General features: G+C 45.3%; 7 protein-coding genes and 1 riboswitch. Of the genes, 5 read left to right on the forward strand and 2 right to left on the reverse strand.

The window, feature by feature from the left end; genetic code table 11:
• Positions 1–6 precede the first annotated feature (6 nt).
• From galU to KI655_RS10205, 3 genes are all read left to right on the forward strand, one after another.
• On the forward strand, positions 7–879 hold the full coding sequence (gene galU / locus KI655_RS10195) for a UTP--glucose-1-phosphate uridylyltransferase GalU (protein WP_285404369.1): 873 nt from the start codon (positions 7–9) through the stop codon (positions 877–879).
• A 138-nt stretch (positions 880–1,017) separates the two neighbouring features.
• A complete protein-coding gene (gene uvrA / locus KI655_RS10200; RefSeq protein WP_152468072.1) occupies positions 1,018–3,849 on the forward strand; it encodes an excinuclease ABC subunit UvrA in 2,832 nt (943 codons plus the stop codon).
• A gap of 96 nt (positions 3,850–3,945) precedes the next feature.
• Positions 3,946–5,721, forward strand: a complete 1,776-nt coding sequence (locus KI655_RS10205; protein WP_285404371.1) for a PglL family O-oligosaccharyltransferase — start codon at positions 3,946–3,948, stop codon at positions 5,719–5,721.
• 65 nt (positions 5,722–5,786) lie between these two features.
• Here the strand turns inward: KI655_RS10205 and KI655_RS10210 are convergent, their stop codons facing one another.
• Positions 5,787–6,926: an alanine--glyoxylate aminotransferase family protein gene (locus tag KI655_RS10210; protein ID WP_285404374.1), complete on the reverse strand. Its 1,140-nt coding sequence runs from the start codon at positions 6,924–6,926 to the stop codon at positions 5,787–5,789.
• 176 nt (positions 6,927–7,102) lie between these two features.
• Positions 7,103–7,280, forward strand: a riboswitch (Lysine riboswitch).
• A 106-nt stretch (positions 7,281–7,386) separates the two neighbouring features.
• Here KI655_RS10210 and lysC point away from each other — a divergent pair.
• A complete protein-coding gene (gene lysC / locus KI655_RS10215; RefSeq protein WP_285404376.1) occupies positions 7,387–8,760 on the forward strand; it encodes a lysine-sensitive aspartokinase 3 in 1,374 nt (457 codons plus the stop codon).
• A 62-nt stretch (positions 8,761–8,822) separates the two neighbouring features.
• Here lysC and metH read toward each other — a convergent pair whose 3' ends face one another.
• Positions 8,823–12,500: a methionine synthase gene (gene metH, locus KI655_RS10220; RefSeq protein ID WP_285404377.1), complete on the reverse strand. Its 3,678-nt coding sequence runs from the start codon at positions 12,498–12,500 to the stop codon at positions 8,823–8,825.
• A gap of 169 nt (positions 12,501–12,669) precedes the next feature.
• Between metH and KI655_RS10225 the strand changes: the two genes are divergently transcribed.
• Positions 12,670–13,953 carry a sodium:proton antiporter gene (locus KI655_RS10225; protein WP_285404379.1) on the forward strand — a complete coding sequence of 428 codons (1,284 nt, stop codon included), beginning with the start codon at positions 12,670–12,672 and terminating at the stop codon, positions 13,951–13,953.
• Positions 13,954–14,513 lie beyond the last annotated feature (560 nt).

The following is a 14,513-nucleotide window of genomic DNA, read 5'->3' on the forward strand; positions in this document are numbered from 1 at the left end:
TTTATCATGATCAAAAAATGCCTTTTCCCAGCGGCAGGCTACGGCACACGCTTCTTACCTGCAACCAAATCTATGCCAAAAGAGATGATGCCCGTCGTAAGCAAACCACTCATTGAATATGGTGTAGAAGAAGCGATTGAAGCTGGTATGAATGGCATGTGCATCGTAACAGGCCGTGGTAAACACTCAATCATGGACCACTTTGATAAGAACTACGAGCTTGAGCACCAAATCAGCGGTACCAATAAAGAAGAGCTGCTTTACAACATCCGCGAAACGATTGAAGCGGCAAACTTCACCTACATTCGCCAGCGTGAGATGAAAGGCTTAGGTCACGCGATTTTAACGGGCCGTGAACTGGTTGGTGACGAACCTTTCGCAGTGGTGCTTGCGGATGATCTATGTGTCAATGAGCAACAAGGCGTACTGGCTCAGATGGTTGCACTTTACAAACAGTTCCGTTGTTCAATCGTTGCTGTACAAGAAGTACCTGAAGATGAAACACATAAATACGGTGTCATTTCTGGTGAGATGATTAAAGACGACCTTTATCGTGTTGATGACATGGTAGAGAAGCCAGAGCAAGGCACTGCACCAAGCAACCTAGCGATCATTGGTCGTTACATCCTGACTCCAGACATCTTCGAACTGATTGAAAACACTGAACCAGGTAAAGGTGGCGAGATTCAAATTACAGACGCGCTGCTTAAGCAAGCAAAAGCGGGTTGCGTACTAGCGTACAAATTTAAGGGCAAGCGCTTTGACTGTGGTAGCGTGGAAGGCTACATCGAAGCAACTAACTACTGCTACGAGAACCTATACAAAAAAGATGAGCAAAAGGTTGAGCTAAGCAAGCACTCGACCCAAAAAGAGGCATAACCCCTCTTCTACTCATTCAATGAAAAAGGCAGCTCAATCGAGCTGCCTTTTTTGTACTGTTTTTTTATCCAGTAAAACTTTGCACAAAACTCACACTATGTAATACTTTAGCCACTGAAAATTACATGGTTGCCTGAGATGGATAAAATTGAAGTAAGGGGTGCTCGTACGCACAACCTAAAAGATATAAACCTAACAATCCCAAGAGATAAGCTGATTGTGATTACGGGTTTGTCTGGGTCTGGTAAGTCTTCACTGGCTTTTGACACCCTGTATGCTGAAGGACAACGTCGCTACGTTGAATCCTTATCAGCCTACGCTCGTCAATTTTTATCCCTCATGGAGAAGCCCGATGTTGACCACATAGAGGGCTTGTCTCCGGCAATCTCTATCGAGCAAAAATCGACATCTCATAACCCGCGCTCAACCGTCGGTACCATTACAGAAGTCTATGATTACCTGAGACTCTTATATGCTCGTGTTGGTGAGCCTCGTTGTCCAGATCATCATATCCCTCTTGCAGCACAAACCATCAGTCAAATGGTCGATAAAGTACTCGAGCTGCCTGAAGGTTCAAAAATGATGCTGCTTGCTCCTATCGTCAAAGAGCGTAAGGGTGAGCATGTTAAAACACTACAAAACCTTGCGGCTCAAGGCTTTATTCGAGCAAGGATCGACGGCGAAACCTGCGATCTTTCCGATCCACCAGCCCTAGAACTTCACAAAAAGCACACCATTGAAGTGGTGGTGGATCGCTTTAAGGTTCGCCCAGATCTTCAGCAGCGTCTCGCTGAATCTTTTGAGACCACTCTAGAGCTATCTGGCGGTATCGCCGTTGTCGATTGGATGGATGATAACGATCAAGAAGAGATCGTGTTTTCGGCTAACTTCGCTTGTCCTAAATGTGGTTACAGCATGCAAGAGCTTGAACCACGACTTTTCTCTTTCAACAACCCAGCTGGTGCCTGTGGTACCTGTGATGGCCTAGGTGTACAACAATATTTCGACCCAAGCCGCATTATTGTTGACGACAACCTAAGTATTGCCGACGGTGCCATTAAAGGTTGGGATCAAAAGAACTATTACTATTTCCAAATGCTCACTTCGCTCGCTGAGCACTACGGATTTGATCTGTTTGCGCCGTTCAACTCTTTGCCAAAGAAAACTCAAGACATCATCTTGAAAGGATCGGGTCGCACAGAGGTTGAATTCAAATACATCAATGATCGTGGCGATATTCGAGTTAAGCGTCACCCGTTTGAAGGTATTCTGAATACGTTAGAGAGACGCTACCGTGATACTGAGTCGAACTCAGTTCGTGAAGATCTTGCGAAGTATATTTCAACTAAGTCCTGTTCTAGCTGTGGCGGTACCCGCCTAAGACTCGAAGCGCGCAATGTATTTATTGGTGATACCACCTTGCCACAGATTGTTGAACTGAGTATTGCTGATGCCTTGGCATTCTTCCAAAACCTGCAATTGAGCGGTCAGCGCGCACAAATTGCCGAAAAGGTAATGAAAGAGATCAACGACCGCCTACACTTCTTGGTCAACGTTGGCTTGAACTATCTCAACCTATCGCGCAGCGCAGAGACACTTTCAGGTGGTGAAGCGCAACGAATCCGACTTGCAAGCCAAATTGGTGCAGGTCTAGTTGGCGTTATGTATGTTTTGGATGAACCTTCCATTGGTCTCCACCAGCGCGATAACGAGCGACTACTACAGACTCTCGTACACCTTCGCGATCTTGGTAACACCGTATTGGTTGTCGAGCATGATGAAGATGCGATTCGCTGTGCCGATCACGTGATTGATATTGGTCCGGGCGCTGGTGTTCATGGTGGTAATGTCGTAGCCGAAGGCACCATGCAAGAGATCATCGACAATCCAAACTCTTTGACTGGCCAGTACCTCAGTGGCGTCAAAGAAATTGCAGTACCAAAAGAGCGTACTCCAATCGACAAGAAGAAAGTCGTAGAGCTGATTGGCGCGACAGGCAACAACCTTAAAGAGGTGACAGCAACAATTCCTGTCGGCCTGTTCAGTTGTATTACGGGTGTGTCAGGTTCTGGCAAATCAACCCTGATTAACGATACCTTCTTTAAGATCGCCCACACGCAACTTAACGGTGCCACAACAGCAGTACCTGCACCGTACAAAAAGATAAAAGGCTTAGAGCATTTCGATAAGGTTATCGATATCGACCAAAGCCCAATTGGACGCACCCCGCGCTCTAACCCGGCAACCTATACCGGTATCTTTACACCAATTCGTGAACTGTTTTCAGGTACACAAGAAGCGCGTTCCCGTGGTTACAAGCCGGGCCGCTTTAGCTTCAACGTTCGAGGTGGACGCTGTGAAGCCTGTCAGGGTGATGGTGTAATTAAAGTCGAAATGCACTTCTTACCAGATGTATACGTTCCTTGTGATGTATGTAAGGGAAAACGCTATAACCGTGAAACACTGGAAGTACGCTATAAAGGCAAAACCATCGATGAAGTATTAGAGATGACAGTCGAAGATGCTCGTGAATTCTTTAACCCAGTTCCAGTGATCGCACGTAAGCTCCAAACATTAATGGATGTGGGCTTATCATATATTCGACTTGGACAAGCCGCGACAACGTTGTCTGGTGGTGAAGCACAGCGTGTTAAATTGGCTCGTGAGCTATCTAAGCGTGATACAGGCAAGACTCTGTACATCCTAGATGAGCCGACTACAGGTCTTCATTTCCACGATATCCAGCAGCTTTTGACTGTTTTGCATCGCCTACGTGACCACGGAAATACGGTCGTGGTGATTGAGCATAACCTTGACGTGATAAAAACCGCAGACTGGATCATCGACTTGGGTCCAGAAGGTGGACAAGGTGGCGGTGAGATTATTGCGGCAGGTACGCCAGAAGATGTGGCATTGGTCGAAGGCTCTCACACTGCTCGCTTTCTTAAGCCTATGTTAACTATGAAATAGAGCTACAATACCACTCAGTCAATAGGGTGAAAAAGTGTTACAGTATCGGGGCTTGTTCTAATCGGACAGGCCCCGTTTTTATAAGGTTAAGGATCTATGGCGACAATACACACCAGTGGTACACAGCTTGAGGGTCAGGTGACTCAACTTCCGCTCAATAAACCCTTCTTGGCTTCATTGGCGGTGGTTTTTCTCCTCGCTATGCACTTTTTTATGCCTAACCCTGGTGGTTCAGGATTGGCGTTGTCCTTCAACCCAACCACTTGGTTGGCGCTTAGCTTTACCTTAGCCATTGGCTTTTACCAAATGGCCAATAACCGTGTTATCAAATACTCCAAGCTCACTATCGGGCTTCTGATTAGCTGCATTATTCTTACACTGCCAGTCCTATACAGCAACGCAGATACTTCCGGTGCTTCAGGTCGCTTACTTGGGCTGTGGACTGGTTTCTCTTTTTTCGTTCTTCTTCAGCAGTTCAAGTTTAGTAACAAACATAAGCAGCGCTTACTCTGGTTCATTGTACTCGCCGTTATGATTCAAGCTCTGTTTGGTTACTTCCAGTACTTTTTCTTAGAAGCCGGCAATATGTTTGGCTACAACACCAAAGCCAACCGCCCTTATGGCATTTTCCAGCAACCGAATGTGATGGCAAGTTTTCTCGCAACTGGCTTTGTGCTCTCTGCATATCTTCTGGCAAGACAACCAACCAAATACAACCTTAAACTGAGCGAGTCGTTTCTGCTCTATATGATGCCTGCGATCACAGTACCACTGCTGATCATCATCGCATCCAGAACAGGTTGGCTGGCTAGTGTATTAAGCTTTGTCCTTATCCTGCCATACCTTTACAAGTTTTCGACCAAGAAGCGCTTTTACGGCTGGTGCGGTTCTGTATTGCTCGGACTGATTGCTGGTTTTGCTATTATCAACTTACAGGCAGCTGATAGCTTAGCCAGCAAGCGTACACACTTAGAAAGCCCTCGAGCTTATACTTTTCCGCAAGCCCTCGATATGATGGTAGAAAAGCCATTCTCTGGTTATGGCTACGGTAAATTTGAGTCTGAATATACGCTGTACACAGCACGTCAACATCAACTCAACTCCAATTATCACCCGGGGCTTCCTGCGATGGACCACCCGCACAATGAGTTGTTATTTTGGGGGGTTGAAGGGGGTATTGTACCGATCATCGGTATTCTACTTGCAGCGGCTTTGGTCGCAGGCCGGATAACGACCGCAACAAAGGGAACACAGTTAGCTCTGTTCGCTCTGTTTATTCCGATCGTTTTGCACTCACAACTTGAGTACCCGTTTTATCACTCGGCCATTCATTGGGTCACCTTTATTGTACTCCTTTATTGGGTTGATCAACGCACTTCCTATCATTACCAAAAGGGATTTAGCGTTATCAGTAAAACCTTATTTAGAGTAACGAGCCTGGTTGTGCCAATTCTTGTGAGCTTCTATATGTTGAGCGCCTTGCACACCAACTATGTGCTGACCAAGTTTGAGAAATCACAGCCTAAAAATCCGGATATTCTGAAAGAGGTTTCGAACCCTGTGGTTTGGAAAGATCGCTACGATTGGGATATCTACAGCACTTACCTCAATATCGGCCTCTATCAAGAAGATCCAAAACTGATTCAGCCGTATATTGATTGGTCTCTAAATATCATCAAGTCGAAGCCACGACCTGCGTTTTACAACAACCTGATCTTGGCTTACCAAGGCTTAGGTGACGAAAGCAAAGCAGAGCAGATTCGTAGCGAAGCGCAATTCTTGTTCCCGAACCGAGACTTCTCGACAGTGCAGTATCAGCGTCCATCACAAGCAAAATCAGCGACATCACAAGCACAAGAGACGGCTGAATAAACATCAATAAAAAAGGCGAACGGTTTATAACTCGTTCGCCTTTCTGATTGGGATATTCTTGATGTCTACTTCAACACATCAGCCAGCGCTTTAAGACACAAGGCAACATTCTCTTTGCGAGCGCCATAACCCATTAAGCCAATTCTCCACGCTTTCCCGGCTAATGCACCAAGACCCGCACCAATCTCTAGATTGTATTCTTCAAGCAGTCGCGTTCGAACAGCGGCCTCATCAATACCTTCAGGGAAATACACAGCGTTCAATTGCGGTAATCGACTTTCTTCTTCAACCACAAAGCTTAATCCAAGAGATTCAAGACCAGCCTTCAGCTCACGGTGCGCTGATTGATGACGCTCCCAAGCATTCTCTAACCCTTCGTTGCGCAGAATCACTAGCGATTCATGCAGAGCATATAGGCTATTTACAGGAGCCGTATGGTGGTAGCTACGCTTCCCTTCACCACTCCAATAGCCCAACACTAAACTTTGATCTAAGAACCAGCTTTGCACTGGTGATTGACGCGCTTTCATCTTCTCTACCGCTTTTTGAGAAAAAGTCACTGGCGAAAGACCCGGAACACAAGACAAACACTTTTGGCTGCCCGAATACACAGCGTCTAACTGCCATTCATCCACCAGCAGAGGAACACCACCCAGAGAAGTAACAGCATCGACGATTGTCAGTGCATTGAAACGGCGCGCTACTTGTGAAATCGCTTCAGCGTCCGTCAACGCACCTGTAGATGTTTCCGCATGAACAAACGCCACAGCCACAGCATCAGGGTGTTCGGACAGTGCTTGCTCTACTTTTTCGACAGAGACAGATTTACCCCAATCATCATCAACCAAGATGGCTTCACCACCACAGCGAACCACGTTTTCACGCATGCGCTCACCAAACACACCATTTCGGCACACAATCACTTTTTCGCCTGGTTCAATCAAATTAACGAAACAGGTTTCCATACCTGCACTACCCGGAGCTGAAACTGCAATCGTAAACTCATTTTCCGTTTGGAAGGCATATTTTAATAGCTGCTTCACCTCATCCATCATATTGATAAACAGAGGATCTAAATGGCCGATAGTCGGGCGACTCAGCGCCTGTAAAACTCGTGGGGAAATATCGGAAGGCCCCGGTCCCATGAGCGTGCGATGAGGAGGAAAAAAGCTTTCAGCGATGGAAGTTGTGTGCAGGTTCGACATAATTATCCCTTATGTTTATGACATGAACCTTCCACACTAAAGCAAATCCACTACCTCAGCAATTAGTCGAAAGTCTCGAGGTCAAACCAGTGTCACAGAATTGTTAAATTTATTTTCACTTTATCTTGAGTTACCGATTGACATTCTTATCGCAAACACGTTCAATAAAACAGCTATCAAGCAGAAGAGGAGCACTGCCCAGGTAGATGTTTTGTGGAGCCACATTTCCAATACAAAACATTCAGGGGGAGCAGTGCCGAGGTAACTGAAACATGTCGGGTTTCTGTTATCGGTTAATTGGGCTGAATCCCATTAACTGTCATCATTCCAATATGATGAGGAGCTTCTGAGGTTTACAATTCAAATACACACCTCTCTTTTTGCTCTAAACACTCTCTTCAAACATTGGACGTTGGATTACCAACAGTAATTTTTATTTTAGGAAGTCGGGAGATTTATCGTGAGCGCATCTAATGTAGCTGGTTCTTTTAATGTCGCCAAATTTGGTGGGACAAGTGTTGCTAACTTTGAGGCAATGAGTCGCTGTGCAGCCATTATTGAGAATAACCCAAATACCAAGCTTGTTGTCAGCAGTGCGTGCTCTGGTGTAACCAACCTATTAGTCGAATTAGCCAACGGTGTTCAAGAGCAAGCTCGACGCCAAGAGCTAATGAACCAACTGACCGAGATTCACCACGCTATCTTAGATCAGTTGGCGGATCCTATTAGCGTAGAGAAAGAGATCCACGCTATCCTAGATAATGTTGCTAGCGCAGCCGAAGCAGCATCATTTCAATCTAGTGCCAAGCTAACCGATCATTTAGTGGCATGCGGCGAATTAATGTCTACGCACCTTTTCGCTCAAATACTACGTCAACGAGGCGTAGCTGCGGTTAGATTTGATATCCGTGACGTGCTGCGTACCAACGATGCTTACGGTAAGGCTGAGCCTCAACTTGAGCAAATTTCTACGCTTGCTCAAGAGAAGTTAATTCCTCTATGCCAAGAACAGGTAGTCGTAACTCAAGGCTTTATCGGTGCTGATGATGAAGGCAATACCACAACACTTGGTCGTGGCGGAAGTGACTATTCAGCGGCTCTAATTGCCGAATCAGTATTGGCGGCCGGGTTAGAAATTTGGACCGATGTGCCGGGGATCTACACCACTGACCCTCGCATCGCTTCTAAAGCATCACCGATCCCTGAGATTAGCTTTAGTGAAGCCTCAGAGATGGCAAACTTTGGTGCTAAAATTTTACACCCATCGACACTAGTACCTGCATTGCGCCACCAAATACCTGTCTTTGTTGGTTCATCAAAAGAGCCAGAAAAAGGTGGTACTTGGATTCGCCAACAAGTGGAAAGCTCACCACTGTTTAGAGCACTTGCTCTGCGCTGTAATCAAACCATGGTGACACTGCGCAGTGCGAATATGTTCCACGCCTATGGCTTCCTTGCAAAAGTGTTTGAGATCCTTGCCAAGCATAAGATCTCAGTCGATCTTATTACCACCTCAGAGATCAGTGTCTCTCTGACTCTCGATCAAACAGACACTTCTGGCGGAGCACCAGAACTACCGGAAGTGGTACGTAAAGAGCTAGAACAGTTATGTACGGTAGAAGTGGAACATAACCTATGTCTTGTCGCTCTTATTGGTAACAATATGAGTGAAAGCAAAGGCTATGCAAAGCAGGTATTCAGCACTCTTGAAGACTTTAACTTGCGCATGATCTGCTACGGTGCAAGTCCACACAACCTCTGCTTCTTGCTGCATGAGTCAGTTTCTCGCTCAGCAATTCAGAAACTTCACCAAGAGTTGTTTGAACAAGAATAATACAATCAAACAGATACAAAAAAGGGTTGCTCAACGGCAACCCTTTCTCTTTCTAGTAGGTCTTAGTTAATGTTTGGACCTAACCACTTCTCTGCTTCCAGCGAATCCCAACCCTTGCGATCTGCGTAGCTATCTACTTGATCTTGCTGAATCTGAGCAATTGCAAAGTAACGTGAATCAGGATGAGAGAAATACCACCCCGATACTGATGCACCCGGCCACATTGCATAACTGCTCGTTAGTGACATATCAATGGTTTCCTCAACCTTCAATAGCTCCCACAATGCGCCCTTTTCAGTATGCTCAGGACAAGCAGGGTAACCCGGTGCAGGGCGAATACCTTGGTACTTCTCACGAATCAACTCATCATTCGATAGGTTTTCATCGGCAGAGTAACCCCAGATATCTTTACGCACGTGTTCATGTAGATATTCTGCAAATGCTTCCGCAAGACGGTCAGCCACAGCTTGAATCATAATCGCATTGTAGTCATCGCCCGCTGCTTTGTATTCATCAGCAAGCTCACGCTCTCCGATTCCGCCTGTCACTGCAAAAGCACCGATCCAATCTTTCTTACCAGACTCTTTTGGCGCAATGTAATCAGACAGACAGTAGTTAAACCCTTTCGGTTTCTCGGTTTGTTGACGTAGGTTGTGCAGAACCTTAGCGACCTCAGTTCGTGACTCATCAGTGTACACTTCAATATCGTCGCCAACACTTGATGCTGGGAACAACGCACACATGCCGCGAGCTTTAAGTAAGCCTTCACGTTCAACTCGATCAAGCAGGTCATTGGCATCTTTAAATAGACGTTTTGCCTCCTCGCCGACTTCCTCATGATCAAGAATTGCAGGGTATTTACCTACTAACGACCAAGTCATGAAGAATGGAGTCCAATCAATGTAACGACGCAAGGTCGCAACATCAAAGTCATCATAAACATGGACACCCGGCTTAGCTGGAGCTGGCGGCGTATAGCTTTCCCAATCAATAGCCACTTTATTCGCTCGAGCTTGCTCTAGAGTCACAGGCTTAGTGCGAGGTTTCTTGCGATTGTGCTGATCACGCACACGCTCATAATCCAAATCTAGCTTCTCGACAAACGCCGGACGAAGCTCATCAGATAACAGCGAAGCACATACACCGACCGCTCGTGATGCATTGTTTACATACACCACAGGGTTCTTGTAGTTCTGCTCAATCTTAACGGCAGTATGCGCCTTGGAAGTTGTTGCACCACCAATCAATAGTGGCAAATCGAAATCCAAACGCTCCATCTCTTTAGCTACATGCACCATCTCATCTAAAGAAGGTGTGATCAGGCCAGATAGACCGATAATGTCGACATTCTCTTCCTTAGCGACTTTTAGGATCTGTTCGCAAGGAACCATCACCCCAAGATCAATAATCTCGTAGTTATTACACTGCAGTACCACGCCCACAATGTTCTTACCGATATCGTGAACATCGCCTTTAACGGTAGCGAGCAAAATCTTACCGTTTGAAGAACCAGCTTGCTTAGATGCGTTAATGTAAGGCTCTAAGTGCGCAACTGCTTGTTTCATTACACGTGCAGATTTTACTACTTGAGGAAGGAACATCTTACCTTCACCAAATAGGTCACCGACCACGTTCATGCCATCCATTAGTGGACCCTCGATCACTTCCAATGGCTTGCTAGCATTAACACGCGCTTCCTCGGTATCCTCAACAATAAACTCAGTGATACCTTTAACCAGTGCATGCTCTAAACGCTTCTCAACCGACCAAGTACGCCACTCGAGTGCAGAAGCATCTTCCTCTTTACCGACACCTTTGTTAGCGTATTCGGCAGCGATATCTAGCAATCTCTCAGTCGAGTCGTCACGACGGTTAAGAACCACATCCTCTACCGCTTCACGCAGTTTATCTGGGACGTTATCATAAATTTCAAGCTGACCAGCATTAACGATACCCATATCCATACCGTTCTTGAAACAGTGATACAAGAATACTGCGTGAATGGCTTCTCGAACGTAGTTGTTACCACGGAAAGAGAACGATACGTTAGATACGCCCCCAGAAATCATCGCATAAGGTAGGTCACGCTTAATATCAGCAACCGCTTCGATGAAATCAACCGCGTAGTTGTTATGCTCTTCAATACCTGTCGCAACCGCAAAGATGTTCGGGTCAAAAATAATGTCTTCTGGTGGGAAACCAACTTCATCAACCAAGATATTATATGCATTGGTACAGATCTCTAGCTTGCGCTGACGAGTCTCCGCCTGGCCAACTTCATCAAAGGCCATCACGATAACCGCAGCACCATAACGGCGAATTAGCTTAGCTTGCTCAACAAATTTCTCTTTACCTTCTTTCAATGAGATCGAGTTAACGATGCCCTTACCTTGAATACATTTAAGGCCAGCTTCGATGACTTCCCATTTCGAGGAGTCGACCATAATAGGCACTTTAGAAATCTCAGGTTCAGACGCACATAGATTTAAGAAACGCACCATACACGCCTCAGCGTCTAGCATGCCTTCGTCCATATTGATGTCGATGATTTGCGCGCCATTCTCAACTTGTTGACGAGCAACTTCCAAAGCTTCGTCATAAAGCTCTTCTTTAATCAGACGCTTAAATCGAGCAGAACCGGTAACGTTGGTACGCTCGCCAACGTTGACGAACAAGGTGTCTTTTTCGATAGTGAGAGGCTCTAATCCTGATAGGCGGCATGAGACAGCTAACTCAGGTAAAGCACGCGGCTTAACATTGTCGACCACATTAGCCATATGGCGAATATGTTCTGGCGTGGTACCACAACAACCACCGATTAGGTTTAGGAAGCCGCTCTCCGCCCACTCTTTTACGTGAGAGGCCATATCTTCAGGAGAGAGATCATATTCACCAAAGGCATTAGGAAGACCAGCATTAGGGTGAACTGAGACAAATGTTTCTGAAATGCGAGAAAGCTCATCTACATATGGGCGCAGTTCATCTGGTCCTAGGGCACAGTTCAAGCCAAAGGACAGCGGGCGAACGTGGCGTAATGAATTGTAGAAAGCTTCAGTTGTTTGACCGGAAAGCGTACGACCTGATGCGTCAGTGATAGTACCTGAGATCATAACAGGCAGAGTAATACCTAACTCATCGAACACGGTATCAACGGCAAAGGCACAAGCCTTAGCATTTAGAGTATCGAAGATAGTCTCAATCAGGATCAGGTCAGAACCACCTTTGATCAGCGCTCGGGTTGATTCGGAATAAGCTTCCACTAACTCGTCAAAGCTAACATTTCGATAGCCCGGGTCATTTACATCAGGGGAGATCGAACAAGTACGGTTAGTTGGACCAAGCACACCTGCGACATAGCGAGGCTTTTCCGGTGTTTTCGCAGTCCACTCATCAGCGGCTTCACGAGCTAGCTTAGCCGCAGCAAAGTTAATCTCTTCGCTGAGGCTTTCCATATCATAGTCAGCCATCGCAATGGTAGTAGCGTTAAAGGTATTGGTTTCAAGGATGTCTGCGCCAGCTTCTAAGTAAGCTGAATGTATTTCCTTGATCAATTGAGGCTGAGTTAACACTAAAAGGTCATTATTGCCTTTTAGATCACTGTGCCAATCAGCAAAGCGCTCTCCTCGATAATCCTGCTCTTCCAGTTTATAGTTCTGGATCATGGTGCCCATGCCACCATCGATCAATAGAATTCGTTGCTTTAATTGAGCTTCGATCTGTTGCTTTACATTACTTCCCACAGTACAGCCTCATTCCTTTAGTTATCACTCCATCCTATCATACATTAAAAAGGAGTCTAGACGTCTAAACGGAGAATTTGATAACTAATCTATGACAAAAAACAGTTTGCTATTTAAGCGATAGAGGACGAAAATTCATGTTCATATTTTGTTACATATCGGAAATCCAATGTCGGTCTACTACACACTTTGCTTTTTATCTGCAGCAGCAATGTTGATAGCGTTTGTAAACAGCAAGATAGGAAAGATGCAAACCACAATCGCCATTACTGCTGGTTCGATGATGCTTTCACTGATTATCCTAATTGCAGGTCAAAACAATTGGTTTCAGCTGTCTGAAATCGCTTCAGACACAGTGGCGAGTATCAACTTCGAAGATTTTCTACTCAAAGGGATTTTAGGGTTCCTATTATTCGCAGGTGGACTAGGGATTAAACTACCCAACCTCAAAGATCAGAAGTGGGAAATCACGGTACTCGCATTGGGCGCGACTCTGTTTTCTACTTTCTTTATTGGATTTGTGCTTTACGGATTCTGCCAAGTTATCGGCATTCAGTTTGATCTTATCTACTGCTTACTGTTTGGCTCTCTTATTTCACCGACTGACCCAATAGCAGTACTCGCGATCGTTAAAAAACTCGATGCACCAAAACGCATTTCGACCCAAATTGAAGGTGAATCGCTGTTCAATGATGGCTTTGGTCTGGTTATCTTTGTCACTCTATTTACTATCGCATTTGGTACTGAAGCACCAACGGTAGGCAGTGTAACGATGTTGTTTATCCAAGAAGCCATTGGCGGGATTGTTTACGGCTTTGCATTAGGCCTTCTATTCCATTATCTAATTAGTAACACCGACGACCACTCAATGGAGCTGTTACTGACTATCGGTATCCCAACAGCTGGATACGCTTTTGCAGAAGTACTTCATGTATCAGGTCCATTAGCTATGGTGGTATCAGGTATTATGATCGGCAACTGGACTCGCTTTATCGGTTTCTCAAAAGAGAGTGAAGATCACTTAGACCACTTCTGGGAGCTAGTCGATGAGTTCCTAAATGGCGTGCTATTCCTGCTGATCGGTATGTCGATGCTACTTTTTGAATTCCACGAAGAAGACTGGATCTTAATGGCTTTCTCTGTGCCGTTAGTACTAGGAGCTCGCTACCTCAGTGTATTCCTGTCATACATTGGCTTTAAGCGCTTTAGAAGCTATAACCCATGGTCAGTTAAGATTCTTACATGGGGTGGATTACGTGGTGGTCTAGCTCTCGCAATGGCTCTATCTATTCCATCAGGTATCTGGGTCATCGAAGACAAACTGATCGATGTAAAAGAGATCATCCTAGTCATGACATATTCAGTGGTAGTGTTCTCAATCTTGATTCAAGGCTCAACGATTACACCAATGATTGAGAAAGCTAAGCAAGCAGAGAAAGAACTAAACGAATAAACTCTTACCTTATACAGAGGCTATAAAGATATTGCCTCTGTATTCTCCTACCTGAATTGAATCCCTCCAAATACCTACACCCATAGCTAATCCAAATCTCCCTTTGTAACCCTGGTTCAATCCATTATTTCCCCTAACAACTGGCGTCTTCTTGGATGAATTACAAACCCAGCACTCTTGTTAATACCAAAACACACAAATAACACTCAGCTCTAATTCGCCACCACATCAAGTTAATACCAGTTGAGTAGACCTCCTGTGATTCTGGAGTTCCCCAAAACATCGGCTTACCTATGATTAGTATATTGAGTAAATGATTCAGCTCCTTGGGCAGTCTTCACGAGATGTCACATAGGAGGTGAGAATAGGTAAAAAGTGTAGTCATGCGGATGACAGTGATTTTTGGAGAGCTTTGTAGAGAGGGAAAGCTGTAAAAAAGAGTGGATTATCGAGAACCGTTACTTGTTTAGGTTGAAATTATCCAAAAGTACATTTGAATACTTCATTGAAATGGGACAAGCTCTGACGCTAGTCAGAGCTTTAATACCAATCTAAGTAAA

The sequence above is a fragment of the Vibrio sp. D404a genome, from assembly GCF_030248535.1.
Classification (GTDB): domain Bacteria; phylum Pseudomonadota; class Gammaproteobacteria; order Enterobacterales; family Vibrionaceae; genus Vibrio.

What these genes read in the sequence shown, in the direction of transcription:
- KI655_RS10210 (WP_285404374.1), bottom strand. Translation starts at nt 6,926, where the DNA reads ATGTCGAACCTGCACACAACTTCCATCGCTGAAAGCTTTTTTCCTCCT.
- uvrA (WP_152468072.1), top strand. Translation starts at nt 1,018, where the DNA reads ATGGATAAAATTGAAGTAAGGGGTGCTCGTACGCACAACCTAAAAGAT.
- KI655_RS10205 (WP_285404371.1), top strand. Translation starts at nt 3,946, where the DNA reads ATGGCGACAATACACACCAGTGGTACACAGCTTGAGGGTCAGGTGACT.
- galU (WP_285404369.1), top strand. Translation starts at nt 7, where the DNA reads ATGATCAAAAAATGCCTTTTCCCAGCGGCAGGCTACGGCACACGCTTC.
- KI655_RS10225 (WP_285404379.1), top strand. Translation starts at nt 12,670, where the DNA reads ATGTCGGTCTACTACACACTTTGCTTTTTATCTGCAGCAGCAATGTTG.